The following is a 21741-nucleotide window of genomic DNA, read 5'->3' as shown; positions in this document are numbered from 1 at the left end:
TTCTTATCCCTGTACTCACTCAATTTTCGAATATAAGGGATGTCATAAATGACCGGTATCCCTAAATCTACAGCAGTAATGTATTTTTTTTTTCCCTTTACCTTGTTAATTACGGCACAAGCTTTATTTACATCTAAAAAGCCGTGCAGCTTTAAGTACTCAAGCATTCCAACTGTCCGTGAGACTGCTGATATGTCATCTTCTAAAACAAACAAAACTCTGTCGGCTTTTAAAAGGGCAGGGACAGTAACCTCAGAAATCTGAGGCTGTAAGTCTATCAGGACATAATCATATTCACTTGAAAGGCTGTCAATAAGTTTTTCTACATCTCCATACTTTAAGCTTTCCTGCATGTCTGGGAATCCTCCGACTATGACATCAAATTTTTCTCCCTGAGGTCTCTGAAGGCAGGCTTTATAGTCTCCAAGACATGCATTGACTATGTTTTTCTCTTTGTCTAAATCAAGGAGAGACACAAAATCTCCGGGAGAAAAGTCGCACTCTAAAACACTCACTTTGTTTGTTTCGCTCAGCACTTTTGCAAGAGCTAAAGCAATTGTGGTCTTTCCCACACCGCCTTTTGGGCTGAATACTGTAATAACCATTCTCATCACCTTCTTACTACTTTGAATGAATTAAGCTTTAAGTACGGCACAAGCTGTGCTGCAGAGTTTAAATCTGCGTTGAGAATTAAGCTTGCCTTATCGGAGTCTTCCTTCACAACCGAGATTACCTTAAAGCCGTCAAGAACTTTAGAGCCTGTCTGGTCAAAGACTATAAAGCTTACTGTGTCTCCTGACTGAAGCGTTTTTGCTTCTACAGAAGTTACAGGAATTGTTATTACAGCATGATCGGGTCCTAAGGATTGAGTATCTTTTGAAATTAAAATTTCAATTGGGATAAAGTCTCCTTTTACTCTTCCTTCCTTCACAACTTTTCCCACAACATCGGATAGGCTTCTGGCATAGTTAGGGTTAACTACCGAAGCAGGCACATCAATTATTTTTACTGCATCTTCTGAGATAACAGTGCCTGCAGGTATATCTTTTTCCACAACAACCACCTTTTCTGTCTTCTGGATATTCTGCATAAACACAAGCATAAAGGCTGCAGAAACAGCAGCTGTTATTAAAGCAATCTTAATAATCCTGCTCATAAAGAACCTCCTTTACTAGAAGCTGTTCAATTTTTAAAAGACCCTCATTTAAATCGGTACACCGGTAGTTTTCACCTAAAAATTTTGCTATACCTTCTATCTGCTTTTTTGCCCTCTCAACCTCCTTTGATGGCTCTTTTCTTCCTTTCTCAGTGTGGAGTGAAATGTCAAACGCTCCTGTATGCCATCTTGCAGCTTGAGTGTAGGCTGCAGGAGGAGATAGGAGGACTTTTTTCACTGCTTCACCCCAGTCTGTGTCTTTACCGCCTGTTATTATGTCATATATACCGAGGCTTACTATTGAAGAAACCAATACATCTCCCGGTTTTCTGTCGTGGACAATAACAGCTACCCTTGTAGTAGGTCTTGCAATTCTGAAACCTTGAAGTGCAGGAACAGCTTCTTTCTCATCTAAAGCTTTTAAGTCTACAACCAAGACATCAGAAGGAACTCTTGAAGCAGAGTAGAACACATCTTTGATTTTCTCACCATCTAACTTTCCAATATATTCAAAAACCACTTCGCCTGTCTGCCTTATAGACTCTTTTATTTTTTCTGCTGTTTCTCCTGTGGCAATAAGTGAAATAAGCAAGCCTGAACCTCCTTTCTTATTTAAAAAAGTCAAGTGGATTTACAGCTTTTCCTCCGATTCTTACTTCAAAATGCAAATGAGGGCCTGTGCTCTTTCCTGTAGAGCCTACATATCCAATCACATCACCAGCTTTAACAATCTGCCTCTGCTTTACTGCTATGGAAGATAAGTGAGCATATCTTGTCTCTAGATTGTTGTTGTGCCATATAAAAACAACTAAGCCGTAGCCGTCATTCCATCCTGCATAGGCTACTTCTCCATCTAAAGCGGCAACGACAGGAGTCCCTGTTGGTGCTCCTATATCAACACCTGCATGAAATCTTTCTACTCCATGTACCGGGTCAATTCGAGGGCCAAACCCTGAGGTAATGTTATACACCCCCGGCACAGGCCATTTGAGAGTTTTCTCAGCAGGCACCCATCCTTCAGGCACTCCTGAATCAAGCAAAGAAGAAATATCTGTATTTTTGAGAAACTCAAAAAACTCCTTAACCTTGTCTTTTTCTTCTTCTGTGAAGTCAAGCATGTCTAATACTTCATCTAAGCTCAGAAGCTTGTACACCGGAAAGTGCAGTCCATTTTCTGTAACAACCTCTCCTACATTTTGCACAAACGTTGAAGCAAGCTTGTATGCACTTTCAGGAGTAGCTTTAGAAAAGTCCTGCTTAAACCTTACAGCGTCTATAGCAACAAGCTCCTTCCAGTCAGGACCCATTTTAAACTCTTCTTTAACTTTTTCTGCTGCGTCGATGTACCATTTTAACTGCTCTGCAGTAATAAGCGGAACTTTTTCAAAAGCAGTGATGGGTCCTGCAAAAATTACAGTAATCACTAAAACAGGAACAACAATAAAAAGAAGAGCAAACTTAAAAATGCTCTCCAAATTATCTGGGAGAAGAGTGAGAAGGGCTTTTCCCAAAACATTCATCAGCTTCCGCCTCCGGTTAAATACTGCATTTCATAAGGTGCTGCTTCAATCTTTATGTGAATTCTCTGTGTACCTGCAACAAAAAGACCTTCTCCTCTTTTTGCGTTTGCGAGAAGGTCATGCTCTGCTTCAGAAAGGTTCATAAGAGCTGTTATCGCTTCTAAGTCTTTCTCTCCTTGGACAAGGAGAAGCTTATACGCCGGATTATCTAAAAGAGCCTGCCCATATCTCTGCACCTCTGGTGCTAAGAAATCTATAACGTTCTGGCTTATGACAATTAAGCTTCCGTTGTACTTCCTTATCCTCTTTGATGTATCTCTCAAAAATGCAATTGCCTGAGGCGTTTGCGGATCAACAAGCATCCATGCTTCATCCACAACTAAAACGGTTCTTTCTCTTCTGTCTTTCTCTAAAATGTTCCATGCAAAAGAAAGGACATTGAAGTACTGTGCTCTTTTAACTTGGTCTTCGGCATTCTGGAGATCATGAACATCAAACACAATAAAATCAGAATCAGCTTCTACAGCAGTTGGGCCTGCCCAAAGGTATGAATCTGCTCCTTCTGCTGCTCTTTTTAAAAGCACTGCAAGCCTTCCGTAAGCTTCGGGATTTTCTTCTGCTTTTTTAACAAGGTACTCATAAAGTTCTTTCACAGTAGGCCATTTGTCATTAGGAACGCTTTTAGGGTCTGTATCCCATGTAATTCCTGCCTCTTTGTACACTTCTACTAATGCATCCTCTAAAGCTGCTTTCTCTGTATCTGTTAAGTCTCTGAGGTATAAGCTGAAGAAAGTCCTTAAAGTTTGTATATGGAGAGCTAATGGACTTTGAAAAGATGTGTTTTGCTTTTCTTCCTCTTCCTCTTCAACAGGCCTTAATCTTACCTGCAATGGATTTATCTTTCCTTCTCCACCTGTGCAGTTAATCCATACTCCTCCAAGCTTATTACACATGTCTTTGTACTCTCTTTCAGGGTCTATGATTATGATTCTGCTTCCCTGCATGTATTCCCTTAAAAGAAGCATCTTAGCAGTGAAGCTCTTTCCTGCGCCTGATTTAGCAAGAATAGTAATATTAGAATTGGGCCTGTCTCCTCCCCTTTTCCATATATCTACAAGCACTAAGCCTCCATCTCTATCTTTGCCTAAGACTATTCCGCTTCCATCATTTATTCCTGAAGCAGTGAAAGGAAAGGAGGCAGCAACAGTTTCAGCAGGCATATTTCTTGCTCCTGCATCAATCACCTCATCCGGCAGCGTGCAGAAGGGGCCTGCTGCTTTTAATCCTTCTTCTTGGCGGAATATAAGGACTCTTCCTCTCATACCTGAAGCAGCTAAAGAAGCCTCAACCTGACGTGTTCTTCTGTCAAGCTCCTGCTGGTCGGAAGCTAAAACCATAAGAACCACTGTAACATAAAACACCTGCTGCTGTTCTTCGTCTATTTTTCTCATAAGCTCTTCTGCGTCTTTCAAAGCCTGCTCTGTCCTCTGCATTGTGAGGGCGTTTCCTCCCATCTCAAGCCTTCCTGCATATTCACCAATTGCTTTATTTAAGCTGTTTATCAAGTCTGTAGGGTCAGTAGGCTCAATGTGGACAGAACATACCACTCCCGGCATTCCTGCGATTCTTGAAAGCCATGCAGCAGAAACTTTAGGAGGATAGCCTGAAATGACTAAAACTCTTGCAAGCTGGTCGTTAAAAACAATCTGTTTTGCATTAAACTCAAGAGCTTGCGGTGAAATCATATCTACTAAGCCTGTAAGCACATTTACTTCTTTTTTCTTCATATAAATCACCTCGCATTAAAAATGGGTGGTAAGTATGGTCCATTAAAAGCTGGCGCTCTTTCAAATGCTGACTGAGAAGGATGGCTGAAGCTGAAAAGAAGGTCTATTATGTCTTGGTCCTGCGCTAACTCTACTTTTAGACCTGACTTTTCAAGATTGGTGGCAAGCTCGTGGGCTTTTGCTTTAAGCTCTTCTTTTTCTTTACCTGAGAGCATAATAAAAAAGCGTCTTTCTATTGCCTCACCGCTTGTGACAATAGAAGCGACATATTTTAGATACTCCTGAAGTAATCTTTTTTTGGTTATGTTTGTCTCTTCCTTAGATTTTGTTTGAAGGTAGCTGATGTAAGAGTCAAGGTCTACTGGCCTGCCTATAGAAAATATCTGCATGGAATCCTTAAAGCCGTTTAAAGCTTCATAAACTGTTTGTATAATTCTTTTCTTTTCATTTTCGCTTTTTAAGCTGATGTTCAAAGGCATAACTTTTAAGACACACACATAACGACCGTCTTTTAACAAAATCATATCCTCTGCAACATCTTTTACAGGAAGCCACTCCTGAACAGCCTTTCTTTTCTGCTCTTCTATTTTGGCTTTATCTTTTCCTGAAGTTTTCTCTTTCTTAAAAATTCCTATCAATTCGTATACCCTCCCTGCACATAAAGGTATCTTTTTTGCTTTTTAGTCCAATTTAGATAGTATTTGATTAAACTAAATACGCTGTTTCCATCTGGTCCGGGAATAACCAGAAAATAAGCAAGACCTGTAAAAATAAACACTGCTAAGTATCTAGCAGGAGAGTGAGTAAAGATAGATAAAATCAAATAGACAAAAATGCCTAGTGAAAGGCCTGCAAGTACAAAAAAGAGCTCTTTAAAGCCAAAGCCCGGGAAAAACTCAAACTTTGCAGAAATATTCTTAGGCACCTGATACAATCACATCACCCTCTTAAAATCATTCTTCTCATTATATACATACTGCCTGCTGTCTGCCCTGCATGTCCTATTGCAGAGCCAAGACCTGAATGATATGCAAACTGCCTTAGAACAGCAGGAGTTTTAAATGCAACCCACAGCCAGCCTATGAGCATTAGTAAATTCAGAATAGGTGAACTGAACTGCATATTAACTCCTGTTGAAAGAAAACCCCTAATCATAAAAGTCTGCACAGCCTGAGATAAAGACAAAACAACAAGCTCTCTCCACCACACAGACCACACACCTTCATCAGGTCTTGTCAGCCCTACTGCCATAATTGGAGCAGACACTGCCAGAAAAGCAACTTCCACAGCTCTTATGCCTGTTTGAATGAGAATTAGAATCCATATAACTACTGCTGTAAGGGCAATAAAAATAACAGCAGAAGAAAAAGACGAAAGCTGCTGGAGAATTGTGCTAATTCCTTCGGTAGGATTGGCCACTTGTGTTGAAGGTAAAGACGCTACAGCTTTTGCAAGCTCTGTACCCCACTCATACACTGTCGTCACTGCCCAAGGGCCTGCTGAAATCATTAGAGCAGCAAAAGCAGTTCTTTTAAGAAGCTCCAAAGGCTGTGCTGATGAATCTCCTGAGCTGTATAAAATGTATGCCTTTAACGCCTCAGCAGCTACTTTTACTCCTAAAAGAGTACCTGCTACTATTTTTGTAAGGTAAATTGCATTAGTTACATAAGGTGTATTTAAGATTTTTAAAGCCAGTGCCATCTCATCTCCTAAGAATGAGACAAAAAGGGATAGGAGAGAATCCAGTATATTCGTGAAAAAATTATTTACAGCATTCATAATCATGTTCTCTATTGCAGCAAACAAGAAAAACACCTCCAGAAAGGGCCGGATTATACCGACCCTTTAGAATTACTTGAAGTAGGATAAAAATACCTTAACAATTGAAGCTGCGCTCATTCCTATTGCGCCGCCGATTAGGATATTCCTTATGGACCTGTTGTGCGCTGCAGTAACAGCAGGGTCGCCATCTCCCATCTGCTTCATTAAAGCATGGTATCCTATGGCTGCAGCTGAAGCAGCAGGAATGAGATATAAAATCCACGTAAGAGCATCATTTAAAAGATTAACAGCACCAGAGACAAAACTCGGCATAAAATCTCCTCCTTATCTTAATTTTGATAATAAATTCTCATTAGTTCTCTCAATTTCTTTACTTTTACCTTCTGCTAAAAGACTAATATCAGGTATCCATGTAGGTACTGACACCACCTCCTTTTTAATTTCTTCTAAAGCAGAAGGAATTAAATCTTTTGCTGCAGGCCATTTAGAAAGGTCGGGTAGGGGAAGCCATGCGGGATTCTGCCTTGCCTGAAGTATAAGTGCTCTGTCTTGAGGCCACCTTAAGACTTCATCGGGAGTAAGTAGAGACCTCCCTGTTAAGCCTTCTGATGTTCCATGGCTATAATCAGTATGTTTAACTTGCGAAGAGTAGCTTTCTGTCCTTATTGTGTACTGTCCAGTTTTACCGCTTATTATCTTTGCTGTTTCTAAATCTGTCGTCAGTATATACACCCATGTGGCACAGTTTCCTGTGATTGTCTGAGCGAGCTCTTTATACTTTGCTTTAATCATTGAGATATCCTGAACCGCTAATAAAAACCTCATATTTCTACCTGCTGCTACAGTAATTTTCTTATCAAAGTCAGGTATTGGAGGAAGGTTTCCAAACTCGTCCAAAACAAAGTTTACTCTTTGCGCAAGTCTTCCTCCATTCTTATTTGCAAGGTCAACTAAAGACTGATAGGCTTGGGAAATATAAAGTGTTGCTAATACGTTTCGTGTGCTTCTTTCATCGGGGATAACTATGAATACTGCTGTTTTTTCTTTCCCTACAGCATCTAAATCGTGGTCTTGATTTGATGTAAGATAAACAACTGCAGGGTCGCTCCAGAGCCTTAGCTGTGCTGCTGTTCCTGTGAATATTGAACTTCTTAATCTATCTTCCGAAAGAGCAGCGACTCCATAGGCTAAGGCTGCAGGATGTTCCCTTGGAAGTGATTTAAAGTATTTGTCTAAAAGCTCTCCTCCACCTGTGCCTAGACGGTGGAGCATCTCATAAGCACTTCCCAAATGTTTTGCCTCATGTGGCGCAGAAGAAGCCACAGCTAAAATTAAAGCAGCAGTAAGGCTTTCCTGTGACTGAGGCCATATAGGGTCCACTCCTATGTGAGGCTGCTGATTTGTTATTATGTTTGCTATGTCCCATGCGCTCTGACTCGCAGCAGAATAATCACCGGCTTCAAGCTTATCAGCCACTTCTAAAACAGGATTCCACTGATTGCCTCGATATGGATTTCTTAAGTCAAGTAGAATAACTTTATATCCAAGCTTTTTTAGATATTCTGATGAGTAGCTATGCAGTTCTCCTTTAGGGTCAGATACAATCATACTTTCTCCTGTTTTTGCAAGAGCCCATATCGTTGGTAGTATTATTCTTCTTGATTTACCGCTTCTTGTTGAGCCAATAACTAAGCAGTGAGTATCTCCTGTATCGAGCCATGCTTTTGAAGTAGAAGGATTAAAACCTACAATAAAGCCCCCTTTCGGGGGGTTGTTGTTGCGTAGATTCCACACAGTAAAAGTTTTTGATATTTCTTTTTCTGTTCTCCATCTTGCAGTTCCATATTCTCCTCTTCCTGCAGCTTCAGGAAGCCCTAGCTCATCAGTTTTTCTTTTCCTCCTTCCATAGATAGGGAAGAGCACAGAAACTAAAGCCGCAAAAACAGCAGGCTGAAGCCACAGCCATGGGGTTTTCACATCTTCTCTAAGCAGTAAAGATATTCCCGATAAAGGCTTCTCTTTTATATATGCCTCCCACTTAGGGAGACCTTCTTTAAAGCCGTAATCTTTAGCATAGAGTGGAAAGATTAATAAAAAAGGTGCAAATAAAAAATCAAGCATGAGAATTAGAACTGCCAGTGTAGCCCTAAACCTCACGGCTTTCACCTCTTTCTGTCATTCTTCTTTTTCTCTCCATTTCTTTTTGAGCTGCAATACTGGCCTCTGCTTCTGCCCTTAATCTTTCTCTTTCTAAAGCTCTCCATGCTGAGCGCCATACAGTATTTATAACTTTTGACGGGTCTTTCTGAAGTGCTGCTGCGCCTTTTAACACAATCTGAGCTGTTCTCTTCTGTATGTCTTCATAAGCCTTGTCTGCTGCTTTTTCTAAAACTTCTGGATTGGATGTATAGTGACTGGCAAGCTCTTTGGCAAGGTCTTTATATCTTTCAACAGATTGAGAAAAGCCGGGCTGCTTTAAAAGCCAGTCAGCAATTTCTTTTGCTTTTTCTTTTACTTCAGAAGGCATGTAAGCAAAAGCAATACGCCCATGAGACGGCATAATCGTTGAAAGCTCTTTTAGTTTTTCTAAAAGCTCTTCTCTTGTAGTTTGGTCAAGGGTAGGGGGGAGACCGGGTTTTTCTCCGTTTAGTGCTCTTATTTCTATTCTTGCTTTTTTGACTTCCTTCAACACTTCTGAAATATCTCTTTTAGCTGTATCTCTTATTAAATCCCTTAAAGCGGATTTTTCTGCTGTAAGTGCAAGTCTTTCTTTTGCGTATATTTCATCTAAAAATATTTTTTTTATGTCCTTTACCTCACCTTTTGAAAGTCTTCCTAGACGTCTCTGAGGTGTTTTTTCCCACATAACTACGTGTACATGTGGATGTCCTTTTGCCTGATGAAAGGCAGCAACCCACCTCAGATTTGACTCCGAAATGCCCATTTTTGCCGCTGCATCTGATATTGTAGCTCTAAGAGCCTTTTCCCATGACTCTCTTGTTGTATATCCAAGCTTTACGGCATCTTCTTCTTTTAATGAAAGGATAAAGCGCCAAACAACACCTGAATGCTTACTTAATTCTTTCATTGTTTCTTTTAAACTAACATTTTCATCAGAGCTAAAAAGCCCATGGCTTCCCGGTCTTTCATCCATATACTTTACATGTCCTGCAGGAGTGCCAGCAGTATCTATCTCAAAATTATCAATGAAATCATCTAGCTTGTCATATTCTGCAAGTATTTTCTCTGCATATCTATTTCCTGCATCTAACTCTTCCAATTCATTAAATTCACCTTTATCTACACCAGATCTAGTTCCTATATACAAAAGATGTGCAACATTTTTAGCCTGATTTTCATGTGTAGGCAGATAAAAACTTGCTTTCATCACAAAAGGGGCCGTCATTCATTATCATCTCTTTCTTTTAGGTAGGCTACAGCCTTGACTCTCGCTTCGTTGTAAATTTCGACAGCATTGTGCTTTCCCAGATCTGCTATGGTCTGCACATTCATGTACATTGCCGTTGCTGCTGCTACTGCTGCTTTGGCCATGAGCTTGGCTAATCTATCTTCTGTAGGTCTTAGCACATCCCTCATGGCTTTGCGCACTGCTTCGGTTACGGCGTCTATGCCGTCTTGTGCAGATTCTTCTTTTAATCCTTTTTCAAGTATTTTTCTCGCAATCAATGACATGGATTCTTTTCTTCTGGAAGATAAATTATTTAAGACCTCATAAGTATCTTCTGAAAGATAAACTGTTACTTTTTTCAAAAGCACACCTCCTTTTTTACCTTACTGTTTAAAAGCATTACTGATAAAATAAGTAATATCAAGATTTTTAAGTACTTTACACTGCGTTTTTACTGCTTTGTGCTCTTAAAAGCGGTGTGAAGTGCGTTTCTCTTATTTACAGTATCCAACAGGCTCTGCCTGTTGTGTGTCGGTCTCGTGCGCTGTGCGCCTTATCCTGCATTATAAAAACAAAGCATAAAAGCTTAGCAGGTTTTGAAAAATAGAAAAACACCCCTGCATACTGCAAAGGTGGTTTTAGATAGCATCTTTCTCAATATGATGCTTTATTTTTGAGATTTCACGTATAACTTCTATGCGAAAATCTATTAAACTATCTTCTAATTCCTGGCACCTTAAATCCTCTCTAATCATATCAAGGATAAAGTTTATCATCCGAATTTTGTCTTCTTTTTTTGTCTCATCTTTTAGAACTTGATTGGTAAACTCGAGGGCATATTGAAAGTCGTAAGAATTGTATATAACCTCTTTTTCTAAAAGTTTAAGGACGTTGTAATAAATTCTCCTCTGAAGAAAAGGTTCATAGTGCATTAGTGAGATTAGTTCGTTACATGCCCTCATGTATTTTCTCTCGTCGAGAGCTTTTTTTATTTTAAGAAGGTACGGAATATATGAAAAGTGAACTATATTTTTCTCATACTTTTTAGAAGGTCTTAACTTTTTCAGTTCTTTATAAAACTCCTGTAAAGCCTTTTTTGCCTCTAAATTTTTCTCTTCTCCTTCATCATTCCACCAGCTGTCATAAGGTTTCAAAATAGAGTAAAGTTTCTTCATCTTTACACCTCCCGTAAGTTTATCTAAAGGGACAAAATATCTTCTAGGCTTTCAAGGAGAACTCTTTCATCATCGGAAGTTTCACTTCCAGCATCTTGTTCATGTTCTAAGGTTTGTGGTGGTATTTGTGCTTGTACCCCTGAGTGCTCTAATTTTTCTAATATGGCTTCAATTTTTGCTATTTTGGCTCCAAAATCTCTATAAAAGCGTAAGGCATTTTTTATGTACTGGCTTTTGTCTTCCTTTAGTGATTCAAGAAGCTCCTCAATGTCCTTATCTTCTTTATTTGTGCGGAAGCTGTAGACTTTCAATTTACTTCACTCCCATTTATGTTTACACCTTCAAAAGCAATTAGAAGAGTAGGGGAGAAGGGGTAAACTGTAAATTTGTATTACAACCCCGATTTTAAACTGCTTAAAGATGTAATACAAAATTAAAAATAAAGCTTTGTAAAAGCAGTTATTTCAAGGATTTAGTTGTGTAAACACATACTTAATTAAAGGTGTAGTACAAAGTATAAAAATAAAGCCTTGCAGGTTAAATAATATAAGGCTTAGAAGGTGTAAACACTATTTTAAAGTGGTTGTAATACAAATTCAGAAAAAGCAGTCTCTAAGCGTCCATTTCCTCTGGGTTTGTGTCTGTAAACATATCTTCCTCCGCAATGCTGCCTCTAGCAAAATTTACTTCTTCCACTATGCCTTCCTTAGGGAGTTTTTGCTTAATTAAGCTTAGAGAAATTTCTCTTTCAGGTTCAAGCGTAACCACATAGCTTTTATCCTTCTGTTCTATAAGCATGTGGCCGGTAAGCTTTAGCTCATCCCATATTTCATACATTTTCTCCTTCATGCCTTTCTTTTTGGGAAGTGTTATTTTTATCATGCTTTTGCTCCTCCTTTGTCATCGTCTAAAATTTTAATAACTTTCTCATCTTTATTTTCGCACACTCGTATGATGTACTTTATTTCTCTCCTTGTGAGATATTTCTTTTCTCCCGTGTAGTAGTCAACCATCTGTTTCATTAGCTCCCATGCGCCTTTGTAATCCAGCTCTTTTTCTTTTGTCATTCTCTATCCCTCTCTTTTTTCTCCTCCAGTTCGGCTACTTTAAGAAATCCTTTTGCATTGGCAAATTGAGAATTCTTCACTAACACTGTGTTTTCATACAGGTTCTTTAAGCTGTCAAATAGGCTTACTGCTCCACCTCCTGCTAAAAAAATTGTGTTGAAGAAGTCCAGCTTACTTCCCCACACAGCCTTTATTCTGTCTTGTATTACACGAGATATCTCAAGCTTTACCTCATTTAACTCTTTTTCAAAGTTCAAAACCTTCCCTCTGTAAAATATGCTTCCTTCATTCACAAGCTGAATGAGCTCAGGTATATCAAGCTTAGAGCCAGTCTTTTGAGTAAACAGTTTATCAGCAGCGTTGCTTAACTGAGACATGCCTATGTCTAAAGTACCCGAAAGGTCTTCTCTAAGTGACAGCTTTCCATCAATAACAAAAACTATATAGTCTGTCGTTCTGTAGCCTATGTCAATGAGCCCTATGTAGCTTCCCTTTATTAGGTACTTCTGCAGGTCATCCATTATGGCATAGTACACTGCTCCTGCAGCTTGAGGAAAAACTGTTACCCTGTCGAATTTGACTATTTTTAAGATGTTGTAGCCTTTAAACTCCACCATTGCTTTAAAATTTTTAAGCATTTCTTTAAGCTCATCTTTTTGATGGATGTACTGCTCCAAAGGAAGGCCTGACACAATGTGTACAGGTTCATCATTTGGAGGAAATAAAAGAGCTGAAGCGCTGGCAAGGACAGCTTTTGTGTTAGGATGATTTATTTTATTCTCATCAAAGGCATAGCTTACATTTCGTCCTTCTCTTCTTGCTAAGTCCCCAATAAAATATTCTTCCTGCCCTTCTTTCCCATTTCTCAGAACTACGTGCATGTTTTCAATGAGATTATTTAGATTCTGCCCAAACAGCCCTATTAAATTTCTCTGATACGCATTCCCAACCAGCGAGGGAAAAAGGACAGTTTTGCCTGCTTCATTTACCCCTTTCACATACCCATATCCCAAGTCAAGCCCTATTTTAAACATTCGAACTCCGCCTCCTTTTTTTGCAAAAATAAAAAACGCCTTAATCGGCGCATTTACTTTTCTCCACAAATTTCTAAGACCTCATTGTATAGTTTTCTGTCAATATAAAACTTTTTATTTAGCATTTCATCCAGTAGTGGCTTTACCTCTCTTAAAATTCCATTTTCTTTTGCTTTTATTAGAACTCCCAGCGTACCTGTCACAGTTAATCCTAAATTTTTGGCATGTTTTCTTGCAAGGTAGTCATCTATTATGCATAAATCAGCATTAATTTCTTTTGCTAAAATCATTACCTCTATCTCACCTTTGTGTAGACTTACAGGGAAAAACTGCTTGGCTTCTTTGTTTCTGATATTTACTACCTTAATAAAATCATAATTCTCAGAATCTCCACCAAAGTTTACCTCTTCAAAAACACCAGAAGGCACATATATTATTCCATACAATTGCTCTAAAATGTTAATTTTGTTGATATTTGAAAGAATTATTAAAGGTGTCGAATTAGCGACAACTTTACGCATTTTTTATATCCTCCAGAAGTTCTTCTTTGTTATCGAAAGAGAAGATACCTGCATCAAAATTTGAGAGGTATTTTATAAATTCTTCCTCACTCATTTCAGCAAGGACAGCACACTGACCCAGAGAAAGCTTCTTCTCTTTGTAGTACCTAACTGCTGCTGTTCTTTTTAGTTCAGTTATAAACTCATCTTCGCTTTTTTTAAGGCTTAAAAGTATTTCTGCTGGAATTTCTATTTTCCCTGTTATCTTCATACAACCACCTTCTTTTCTTCTTTTACTTCATTATACCACATTTCAACAAAAGTAATTACTATTGCTTCGTCGAACTGCTTGCCTGCTTCTCTTTTAACCTCATTTAAAGCTTCACTTATACTCTTAGGTGGTTTATAGTGCCTGCCGCTTATCATTACCTCAAAAGCATCACATACAGCTAAAACTCTTGCTAAGAAAGGTATATCATCTCCTTTTAGTCCGTAAGGGTAGCCTGAACCGTCCACTCTTTCGTGATGAGCTTCAATGATAGCTACAATTTCCTCAGGAAAGTCTCTTTCTCTGAGCCACTCCGCACCCCTTGAAGGGTGAAACTCCATTATTCGCCTTTCAAAAGGTGAAAGAGATGTATCTTTTGAGAGAATTTTAAAAGGTATCAGGAGTTTTCCTATGTCGTGCAGCAGTGCAGATTGAATGAGAATTCTTTTTTCGCCTTCGTCAAGAGAAAAAGCTTCTGATACTTTTTTACATAACTCAGCAGTTCTTGTTTGGTGGTCTAAAACATACTTCTGATAAAACTCTGCGTTTTCTTCTCTGATGAGCGTGACAATGTTTCTGTTGTGTGTGCATTTTCTGCATACACTGCAGTTTCCGTCACAGTAGCCTCCAGCAATTTCAAGCTTATAGTAGCCGTCATAATCTAATACCAAAAGTGCAAATTCCACAAAAACACCTCCAGAGAGAAAGAGTAAAGAAGAGGAAAGTACCTAATTTCACGAATCATCGAATAGTATTTTTTCACCTCCTTCCGAGGGATTTTTATTACTAGATAAAAATTCTCTTCTACTATGCTCAAGGAGCCTCCTTTCCAGCTCTTCTACATCGTAAGTCCTTTGTGTGTAGCTGTTGAAATAATTTCTAGGAGTAGGAAATTCTTTTTGAGTCTTATGTTCAAGAGGCTGTATATCCCAGTTTTCTCTGAGAGCAGAGATGAGAAAGCCCTCTGGATTATCAATTTTCCCTCGCAGCATTGCTTTCTCTAAATAAGCTACAGCGTTCATTATCTTCTCTGCAGGATATACCTCTAAAAGAGCAGCAAAAAAGGAGAGTTTATCTCTCCCTGTGATTTTTTTATACTGTTCATTTATTTCAACAACAACCCCAGCCGAAGGCTGGGAATTTGTTCCGCCGTTAGGCGGGTTGTTGTTTATATATTCTTCTGTTTCATATTCTTCTGTTTCTTTATTATTCTGTTTGTAGGGGTTTAAATTTTTTACCCCCGAGGGTATAAAATTTAAACCCCCGAGGGTATTATTTTTATACCCTCCCTGTAAAAAATTTTTACCCTCTTCTTCTTCATACTCTGGAAGACTTTCCTCAAATGGATTGGATTCTTGTTCAGCCTTTAAGGAAAGCAGTTCCACAATTTTTTCAAAAAGGCCGGTAAAATCGTAATAATTTGTTGTTTGCCTTCCTTGTTCGTCTGTCCTATTAATTACTTGAAGGTAACCTTTTTGAATAAGTGATTTTTTATAATTATGAAGAGTAGCAATAGAAACACCTGTATAATCAGCCATTCTTTTAAGAGAAGGTTTAGGCAGTTCTGTCGTCCATTTAAAGCGCAGAATTTGTGCTATAAACCAGCACTCTCCAACAGAAAGCCCTAATTCTTTCTGAAAAGAAAAGACAGCATCAGGGATGCTGGCAATTCCACTTCTGACGATAACCTCACCAAATCTGGCAGTAAAATTTGATGAAAACATGAAGACAACCTCCTTATAACTGAAAAATTCCTGATAGGTTCCCGAAGGGGTTCTATCAGGAATTTTTCAGGGTAGTGTTTTATTAAATGAAATACATGTTATCAATTTTTTAGTATTATTTCTCGATAATATAGTTGCAAAACTAAAGTGGGCTTATATTGAGATTTTAGTATTAATTAAAATTACTCCCTTTATATACAAAGCACCAATAAAACACCACACAAGCCACAAAAAAACGATTAAATATGCTAAAATACCTGCAGCTATCATTATAACATACAACAAAAATTTTATATTATTTCTTTTCTGAATTGCTTTTATATTCTTTACCATAATCTTTAAATCATGAAATATCGAAAGTACTGTAACAAAATTAAGTAAACTAACAAAAATAAAATTCACATACACATTCTTTAGTGTAGCTAACGGAAAAACAATAATCAGCATAGGTAAAATAATAAAAAATATTTTCTGTATTCCCTTTATCACAATAAATACCTCCTATATTTCATTTTGCTCACATTCATTACCTGATTACCTGCTTTCATACTCTTTTGAGCTGATTAAAATACCAAAGCTTATTATTAGTCCCAAAACTATGCCAAAGAAAATGCCGGCAGCTAGGCCGGCAGTGTAAAGTGTATTCAAGTTTTCATCCCCTTCCGACTGTGAAACTTTATTGGATAAGATTGGATGAATAAGAACTTTTATTTATTTTTATTGCTGATATCAAAATTAAATAGACGTTGCGAAAGTTCTTGTGAAGCCTCTGACAATTTGAAAAGAGTTAAAATTATGTCCCATAGTGCATAAAGTGTTAATATTATAGAATTCATTTCTATTATATAACAAAGTTCTTTCTTGTTAATATTAAAAATCATAATATCTATTTCCTTTACTTCTCTTACAATAATTGCGACCCAGCTTACAACTAATGATAAGAAAATAAACAAAGTATCTCCTTTTAATTCTCTAAAAATACTTGCTATTTTCTCCTCCAACTTACCAATGTCAATATCTTCTCTGTTTTTAAATACTCTATATAATGATTCTCTTATTTTTTCCACATTTGAATATAATAAAGCGATAACTGCAATAGCTAAGCTAAGTAGTACAATAAAAAAATTCAATACGAAATCATCTTTAATAAATGCAACAGTTCCTTTAGCAACGCTTTCAATATTCTTCACTATTAAATAACTTATCCCAAACGAAATAATAACTGGAAATGATTTCATAATAATTTTTTTTATTTTTGTACTATCTTTCTTATTTATCATCATCTTTTATCCACCTTTTAACGGATCATTTTCCTTGATTTTTTGCATTAGTTGAAATAAAGCTTTCTCGTTCTCTAAAGCTTCTTCTGGTATTTCAATTTTCTTGACATTATCTATACTTTTTATCACTATTCTCTTAGACTTTTTTTCTTGCTGGATTTTTATTTTCCAATGACCACCACCAGCAGAAGCATATTTTATAGGATCTTCGAGCTCTTTTTTACTTATTTTCAGTTTCCCATCTTCATTTTTATACTTTATTTCAGTTTCTGTAGAATTAAAAATTCTTTTTATGTCTCTCAGAAGATCATTTGTACTATATACTCCTCCAAACAAATTAGGTGCTTTCAAGCTTAATGCAACTTCATAAATTTTTTGTGCTTTCTCAATATAATCCCAAAAAAATTTTTCAAAACTAACTGGTTCGATTGTAAAATTATAACCATGGATCTTTGTTCTTGGTGTAAATATTCCTTTAATCTTATTTATTGCCGTATCTCTGTCTTGAAAAACAGAAGATTTATGTTGAACTAAAATTAATTGTCTTTTTAAATCAAAAACTACATATACAAAAGGATAATCTGGTTCTAGTAAAATTTTAATATCATTCTCTGTAGGTTCATGCTTTTTTCTAATTTTTTCAGATGCAAATTTACAAAGATATAGATGGTTATTAGTTTTTTTCGTTAAGAACAAAATATTTTTGCCTTTCTTAGTAGTTTTTTCATATTTTTTTGTATCCTCTAATTCAGAAAAAAAGTTGTAAATTATTTTGACCTTGTCATCTTCTTCTTCTGGAAACATAGTTATTTGTTCAGTTTTTATTAAAAAATATCGGTACATGTAGAATTCAATATTCTTCATTTTTTGTCCCCCTTTATTTTGATAATATTCTACATTTCTTTGCAAATTCCTTCTTTATTTGTAAGACTTTATACTAAAAAAGGGGGACTTTTTATCTAAAAATAAAATTTTAATAACAAAAAGCTAAAAAATAAATTACGCTTTTCTCTCATTATTTTTTCTTTGTTTTTTCTTTAATAAATAAATATGTCCTTTTAATAAACAGTGTAAAAAATATTCAAGTTTTCATCTCCTTTCATAAAAAATCCTCAATAAAATAGAAAAACCGGGCTTATTAAACACCCAGTTTTTTGCTCAGCTCTTTTATGCGGTTGTCATGATATACCGTCTTAACTGTTAGATTATTTACATCCATCTGAAGCATGTCAATTTTTCCACTTATCTCATCAATCTTTTGGTGCAGAAGCTGTCTATCATCGAATTATACAACTATCAGATTAGTTATGCTAATCGATTAATCGAAAGGTATCGGAAATAGTTTATATTTCATAATTACTACATTCCCATCTTTTTCTATTTTCACTTTAAAAATTTTTTCTACGTAATCTGCAGACAAAAACACCTCACTATTTTTTACTAATAGGGAGCTTCCTAGGTTCATTTTTTCTCTGCCAATAGTTACTGTTTTTTCTTTTAAATCAAAATAAATGTTGTTACTTTTTTCGGTTTTTATTATTATTCTATTTTTTTCTTTCACAACATTTTCTTCTTTTATTCCGCTTGCTAATACTATAGCGTCAAGTGGCAAATAAATTTTTGAGTCATAAATAAAAGGTGCTTCTTTGAGGTACATCCTTTTTGTAGATTGGCCCAAAATAAAATTCTCATTGCTGATAGGCCTTATTCCTATATCTGCAACATTAGAGTTTAGATAAAAGTAACTTGGTGTAGGAGTAGTAAAAAAATACAATGCCCATATGACAAACAATAAAAAAATAAGTGGAGCAATTATCGTAGCAATAGGGTCTGTAATATTATCATAAAGAAATCCTTTTGTTTTACTCATACGCTCACCTCTTTTTACTTCACTAAAATGTGTAAATACTCTTAACTTTTTTAAATAGTTATCAAATAGAATATGCGAAGAAATATCTACGTTAAATTTATTGTTTATTCTCATAACTACTTATTCCAAATTTAATAACTTTTATATTTACATTATAAAGCAATGAAAACACTCCATAATCAATTTCTATAAATACTTCTTCCCCTTTTGTTTTTCTTTCAAATGTTCCTGTAATAAAACGGTAGTATGTAATGCCTTTGTAACTTACTGCTTGATCTATTTCACGTTCTATTTTTTTATATGTTGTGTAACTTAAATAGCCGTCTCTTTCAACATCTTTGATATATTTTTCTGCAACGCTTTCAATTTTACTTCTTATGATATGTTCCTTATGTAAGCTGTTTATGTTATAACTTATAGGCAAAATTATAACAAAAATAAAAATTATTAAACTTATAATGCCTATCAATCTCATTTTTAGCTTCTTCCTTTCAGACAAAAATAAATTGGTTCAAACTAAAATTTTCATTGTCGAGTAGGTATTCTAAACTGCTTCAAAACATTCTTATGCACATAGACCGACCTAGGCAGGTCCGCAGGCCTTTTTCCTGCACTTTCGTTGAAGACAAGCCTTTCTTTTTCTTTATTATAATCGTAGTTAAGAATGCATAATTTTATAAGAATGTCATCACTGAGTTTTCCTCTTCTTGAAAGCGCTGCAGCATCTTCTCGATGACTTTTTAGCACTAATTCATAATCTTCGTCGTACTGCTCCCTTTTTTGTTTCTTATACTCATTTCTCCATTGTCTAGCTTTTTCTTGGTTTTCTTTTTTGCGGCGTTCTTTTTCTTGATGATATTCCGGAAATTGTTTCAGCATTTTAGTAACGGCTGGCTGTGAAACGCCTAGTTCTTTAGCTATTTCTACTACCTTAAATCCTTCAAGATATAACTCAAGGGCTTTAGCTTTTTTATCCACACTACCACTCCCTAGGTTATATTTTTTGTTCCATATTTTGGGCATACTACGGCTATATATTAGGTTTTTATCATCAATTTCCAGCCTTCATCGGCTTTTTCTATTCTAATTTGTACTATTTTCATTAATCCTTCTGCTACTTTGAGGAGTAAGTCTTTATTTTTGATTGGTTTAAACTCTGTCCACATTACCTTTTTCCCCCTCAATAAGCTTTTTTATTTTTGGATAAAGATATTGTACCAAAGGTTTAAAATACTCTTCTTCGTCTACTTCTTCATACTTGATTATTTCTTCCTTGTCTGGTGTAAACTCACCTGCCATAAGTTTTTCTCTTGTTATCACAGTTCTTACGATTGCCACTTTCATGAGATCACTTCCTTTGTTAGCTTTAGTATGTGTATATGTAAAACTGGAAGAAATAAGGGTATAATAAGGGTAAATAATACTTATACGTTATAATTGCGAACTTTTAGTTCGATTATTTGCTAAAAAAATTTCGTCTACCGTAGTATCAAAGAAATTTGCAATCTTGATTGCAGTTTCCATACCGGGAATTCTACCACGTTCAATTTGAGAAATATAATCTGGTGTTACTCCAAGCTTTTTTGCTAATTCTTTTTGTGTGAGTTTATATTTTATCCTTAACTCTTTTAGTTTGTTCATTAATAACCCTCCTGCATGAACTAAATGTTCATAATCTACTTATATTATACTGAACATTTGGTTCTGTGTCAAGAACTTTTTGTTCACTTGAATACAAAAATCGAACTTTATGTTATAATAAAATCCAGATAAAAGAAAGTGGGGAAAGGAAAATGTTAGGTGAAAGAATAAAAGAATTACGAAAGAAAAAAGGAGTAACTCAGAAAGAATTAGCTTTATATCTAGGTGTTTCAGACAGAGCAGTAGGGTATTATGAGAGCGGACAGCGAACTCCTCCTCCTGATATATTACAAAAAATTGCTGATTTTTTCCATGTTTCTGTTGATTATCTTCTTGGAAGGACAGATGTTTACAGCCCTACTGACGAAATCACTGAGGCTGTTTCAGATGATCCAGAGCTGTTTGAGTTTTGGAATACATTGAAAGAAAGGGAGGATTTAAAGCTTTTATTTAAGCAGACCAAGAAGCTTTCTCCTAAAGAGATAAAGCAGATAATTCGAATAATAAAGGCAATAGAAGATGAAGAAAATAAAGAGGAATAAAGGTGGAAAGAACATGAAAAAAGTTAAGTGTAAGCAATGTGATGGATATTATGTTTTAAAGTCAGGAAAATTTGGTAAATTTGTGGGTTGTTCGAATTTCCCCGATTGCAAATCAACATTAAAGATTTATGAATGGGCATTTGAATATATAAAAGAATTTGGTATTAATCTTTATGGTTGGGATAGAATTTGTTGGAATTGTGGAAAAACTACAAAAGTTTACTCTTATTTTTTAAATTACGATTTAGGAGAATTAGATGAATACTTTTCATGGTTAGATCCTATTGGATTAGGTGATATAGAAATTCTCGATAAGTTTCTATCTACTAAATACAGCACTATACGGAAAATATTTAGTAAAACAGTAAGTATGAGTTATTTTGCAAATACATGCGAACATTGTGGAGCTTTACAAGGCAGGTTTTTTATTGTTGAAGATCCTCATGAAATTATGTAAGATTTATTTAATCATAATATGGATAAACATTTTATTGAGAATATACCATACGAAAAAGTAAAAATCCCATTAGAAGAAATAAAAAATTTTTTACACATTGGTAAACTACTAAAAAACATTCTTGTTGTAAAGAAGATAAGGAGGAATGATTTAATTGAGCAGTATTAACTTGCTTGATATATCTCTTATAAGAGCTTTATTGGATGAAACAATCCCATTTCATGATGTTATGAATACATTTGGTATACGGACTCATATAGTGTTTAATCTACCATCAACAGTGCTGGGGTTTACATACGTAAGCAGAAGGGGAAACTATCATTTACTGCTCAACGGAAATGTAAGTTACAGGACGCAAGTTAAAACTTTCCTCCATGAAATACAGCATATACTGAATGACATGCCACGCTGTGGATACATTATAGGGCTTAACATGGAGCATTTAGAGTTGGAAGATGAGGCAGATAAAGTGTCAGAAAAAATATTAAAATACCTTTCAAAAGCTAAATAATATTTGGGAGGGGATTTT

Annotated in this window: 33 protein-coding genes; 3 read left to right on the top strand and 30 right to left on the bottom strand. The window is 36.0% G+C overall.

Translation table 11 applies throughout. The features are described 5' to 3' along the window. From BUB32_RS07730 to BUB32_RS07590, 30 genes are all read right to left on the bottom strand, one after another. Window positions 1-605: CpaE/TadZ family protein (locus BUB32_RS07730; RefSeq protein ID WP_072968885.1), on the bottom strand; the 605-nt coding region annotated here is incomplete at its 3' end. A gap of 5 nt (window positions 606-610) precedes the next feature. Next, window positions 611-1156, bottom strand: coding sequence for an SAF domain-containing protein (locus BUB32_RS07725; protein ID WP_072968884.1), 546 nt, complete (start codon window positions 1154-1156; stop codon window positions 611-613). Then, window positions 1140-1748 (bottom strand): LpqB family beta-propeller domain-containing protein, encoded by a 609-nt coding sequence (locus BUB32_RS07720; protein WP_072968895.1) that lies wholly within the window; start codon window positions 1746-1748, stop codon window positions 1140-1142. The genes BUB32_RS07725 and BUB32_RS07720 overlap by 17 nt, the downstream gene beginning before the upstream one ends. Before the next feature lie 16 nt (window positions 1749-1764). Continuing rightward, complete coding sequence (locus tag BUB32_RS07715) at window positions 1765-2676, bottom strand: M23 family metallopeptidase (RefSeq protein ID WP_072968883.1); 912 nt, start codon at window positions 2674-2676, stop codon at window positions 1765-1767. Further along, window positions 2676-4463: a VirB4 family type IV secretion system protein gene (locus tag BUB32_RS07710; protein WP_072968881.1), complete on the bottom strand. Its 1788-nt coding sequence runs from the start codon at window positions 4461-4463 to the stop codon at window positions 2676-2678. The genes BUB32_RS07715 and BUB32_RS07710 overlap by 1 nt, the downstream gene beginning before the upstream one ends. Before the next feature lie 5 nt (window positions 4464-4468). After that, a complete protein-coding gene (locus BUB32_RS07705; protein WP_072968879.1) occupies window positions 4469-5101 on the bottom strand; it encodes a TraC-like domain-containing protein in 633 nt (210 codons plus the stop codon). After that, the gene (locus BUB32_RS07700) at window positions 5098-5397 is read right to left on the bottom strand and encodes a PrgI family mobile element protein (protein ID WP_072968866.1); all 300 of its coding nucleotides are present in this window, start codon (window positions 5395-5397) and stop codon (window positions 5098-5100) included. Before BUB32_RS07700 ends, BUB32_RS07705 begins: the two co-directional genes overlap by 4 nt. Window positions 5398-5402: 5 nt before the next feature. Further along, window positions 5403-6269, bottom strand: a complete 867-nt coding sequence (locus tag BUB32_RS07695) for a conjugal transfer protein TrbL family protein (RefSeq protein ID WP_072968864.1) — start codon at window positions 6267-6269, stop codon at window positions 5403-5405. Window positions 6270-6314: 45 nt separating this feature from the next. Then, entirely contained in the window at window positions 6315-6557 is a 243-nt protein-coding gene (locus BUB32_RS07690) for a hypothetical protein (RefSeq protein ID WP_072968862.1), read from the bottom strand. A 12-nt stretch (window positions 6558-6569) separates the two neighbouring features. Further along, entirely contained in the window at window positions 6570-8402 is a 1833-nt protein-coding gene (locus BUB32_RS07685) for a VirD4-like conjugal transfer protein, CD1115 family (RefSeq protein ID WP_072968860.1), read from the bottom strand. Next, window positions 8392-9651 carry a MobP3 family relaxase gene (gene mobP3, locus BUB32_RS07680; protein ID WP_072968858.1) on the bottom strand — a complete coding sequence of 420 codons (1260 nt, stop codon included), beginning with the start codon at window positions 9649-9651 and terminating at the stop codon, window positions 8392-8394. Before mobP3 ends, BUB32_RS07685 begins: the two co-directional genes overlap by 11 nt. Then, window positions 9648-10022 carry a hypothetical protein gene (locus BUB32_RS07675; protein WP_234949248.1) on the bottom strand — a complete coding sequence of 125 codons (375 nt, stop codon included), beginning with the start codon at window positions 10020-10022 and terminating at the stop codon, window positions 9648-9650. The genes mobP3 and BUB32_RS07675 overlap by 4 nt, the downstream gene beginning before the upstream one ends. Window positions 10023-10292: 270 nt before the next feature. Continuing rightward, entirely contained in the window at window positions 10293-10829 is a 537-nt protein-coding gene (locus BUB32_RS13410) for a hypothetical protein (protein WP_234949247.1), read from the bottom strand. Between the two features lie 23 nt (window positions 10830-10852). Next, window positions 10853-11140 carry a hypothetical protein gene (locus BUB32_RS07665; protein WP_072968853.1) on the bottom strand — a complete coding sequence of 96 codons (288 nt, stop codon included), beginning with the start codon at window positions 11138-11140 and terminating at the stop codon, window positions 10853-10855. A gap of 301 nt (window positions 11141-11441) precedes the next feature. After that, a complete protein-coding gene (locus BUB32_RS07660; protein ID WP_072968850.1) occupies window positions 11442-11711 on the bottom strand; it encodes a hypothetical protein in 270 nt (89 codons plus the stop codon). Continuing rightward, window positions 11708-11896 (bottom strand): hypothetical protein, encoded by a 189-nt coding sequence (locus BUB32_RS07655; RefSeq protein WP_072968848.1) that lies wholly within the window; start codon window positions 11894-11896, stop codon window positions 11708-11710. Before BUB32_RS07655 ends, BUB32_RS07660 begins: the two co-directional genes overlap by 4 nt. Next, window positions 11893-12930, bottom strand: a complete 1038-nt coding sequence (locus BUB32_RS07650) for a ParM/StbA family protein (protein WP_072968894.1) — start codon at window positions 12928-12930, stop codon at window positions 11893-11895. The genes BUB32_RS07655 and BUB32_RS07650 overlap by 4 nt, the downstream gene beginning before the upstream one ends. A 53-nt stretch (window positions 12931-12983) precedes the next feature. After that, the gene (locus BUB32_RS07645; RefSeq protein ID WP_072968846.1) at window positions 12984-13451 is read right to left on the bottom strand and encodes a PIN domain-containing protein; all 468 of its coding nucleotides are present in this window, start codon (window positions 13449-13451) and stop codon (window positions 12984-12986) included. Then, on the bottom strand, window positions 13444-13701 hold the full coding sequence (locus BUB32_RS07640) for a UPF0175 family protein (RefSeq protein ID WP_072968843.1): 258 nt from the start codon (window positions 13699-13701) through the stop codon (window positions 13444-13446). The genes BUB32_RS07645 and BUB32_RS07640 overlap by 8 nt, the downstream gene beginning before the upstream one ends. After that, window positions 13698-14384, bottom strand: coding sequence for an HD-GYP domain-containing protein (locus BUB32_RS07635; RefSeq protein WP_072968840.1), 687 nt, complete (start codon window positions 14382-14384; stop codon window positions 13698-13700). The genes BUB32_RS07640 and BUB32_RS07635 overlap by 4 nt, the downstream gene beginning before the upstream one ends. Before the next feature lie 48 nt (window positions 14385-14432). Further along, a complete protein-coding gene (locus tag BUB32_RS07630) occupies window positions 14433-15422 on the bottom strand; it encodes a helix-turn-helix domain-containing protein (protein ID WP_072968837.1) in 990 nt (329 codons plus the stop codon). Window positions 15423-15575: 153 nt separating this feature from the next. Next, a complete protein-coding gene (locus BUB32_RS07625; RefSeq protein WP_072968835.1) occupies window positions 15576-15911 on the bottom strand; it encodes a hypothetical protein in 336 nt (111 codons plus the stop codon). Window positions 15912-16129: 218 nt separating this feature from the next. Next, entirely contained in the window at window positions 16130-16705 is a 576-nt protein-coding gene (locus BUB32_RS07620) for a hypothetical protein (protein ID WP_072968833.1), read from the bottom strand. A 3-nt stretch (window positions 16706-16708) separates the two neighbouring features. Beyond that, window positions 16709-17566, bottom strand: coding sequence for a hypothetical protein (locus BUB32_RS07615; RefSeq protein WP_072968831.1), 858 nt, complete (start codon window positions 17564-17566; stop codon window positions 16709-16711). A gap of 454 nt (window positions 17567-18020) precedes the next feature. After that, complete coding sequence (locus BUB32_RS07610) at window positions 18021-18572, bottom strand: stalk domain-containing protein (protein ID WP_072968893.1); 552 nt, start codon at window positions 18570-18572, stop codon at window positions 18021-18023. 97 nt (window positions 18573-18669) lie between these two features. Next, window positions 18670-19047, bottom strand: coding sequence for a hypothetical protein (locus BUB32_RS07605; protein ID WP_200773863.1), 378 nt, complete (start codon window positions 19045-19047; stop codon window positions 18670-18672). A gap of 50 nt (window positions 19048-19097) precedes the next feature. Then, the gene (locus tag BUB32_RS07600; RefSeq protein WP_072968829.1) at window positions 19098-19550 is read right to left on the bottom strand and encodes a helix-turn-helix domain-containing protein; all 453 of its coding nucleotides are present in this window, start codon (window positions 19548-19550) and stop codon (window positions 19098-19100) included. Window positions 19551-19609: 59 nt separating this feature from the next. After that, window positions 19610-19738, bottom strand: a complete 129-nt coding sequence (locus BUB32_RS13225; RefSeq protein ID WP_268807552.1) for a hypothetical protein — start codon at window positions 19736-19738, stop codon at window positions 19610-19612. After that, window positions 19722-19916 carry a hypothetical protein gene (locus tag BUB32_RS07595; RefSeq protein WP_072968826.1) on the bottom strand — a complete coding sequence of 65 codons (195 nt, stop codon included), beginning with the start codon at window positions 19914-19916 and terminating at the stop codon, window positions 19722-19724. Before BUB32_RS07595 ends, BUB32_RS13225 begins: the two co-directional genes overlap by 17 nt. An 87-nt stretch (window positions 19917-20003) precedes the next feature. Next, entirely contained in the window at window positions 20004-20213 is a 210-nt protein-coding gene (locus tag BUB32_RS07590; protein WP_072968824.1) for a helix-turn-helix transcriptional regulator, read from the bottom strand. Window positions 20214-20365: 152 nt separating this feature from the next. On the opposite strand from BUB32_RS07590, the gene BUB32_RS07585 reads away from it, so the two are divergent. The 3 genes from BUB32_RS07585 to BUB32_RS07575 all read left to right on the top strand — a co-directional run bounded on the left by BUB32_RS07585 (window position 20366) and on the right by BUB32_RS07575 (window position 21723). Next, entirely contained in the window at window positions 20366-20755 is a 390-nt protein-coding gene (locus BUB32_RS07585; protein ID WP_072968822.1) for a helix-turn-helix domain-containing protein, read from the top strand. 13 nt (window positions 20756-20768) lie between these two features. After that, window positions 20769-21212, top strand: coding sequence for a topoisomerase DNA-binding C4 zinc finger domain-containing protein (locus tag BUB32_RS07580; RefSeq protein ID WP_072968820.1), 444 nt, complete (start codon window positions 20769-20771; stop codon window positions 21210-21212). A gap of 154 nt (window positions 21213-21366) precedes the next feature. Further along, window positions 21367-21723, top strand: a complete 357-nt coding sequence (locus BUB32_RS07575) for a hypothetical protein (protein WP_072968818.1) — start codon at window positions 21367-21369, stop codon at window positions 21721-21723. Window positions 21724-21741 lie beyond the last annotated feature (18 nt).

The organism is Thermoanaerobacter uzonensis DSM 18761 (assembly GCF_900129115.1).
Taxonomy (GTDB): Bacteria; Bacillota; Thermoanaerobacteria; order Thermoanaerobacterales; family Thermoanaerobacteraceae; genus Thermoanaerobacter; species Thermoanaerobacter uzonensis.
This window is presented reverse-complemented; position numbering and strand designations above follow the sequence as displayed.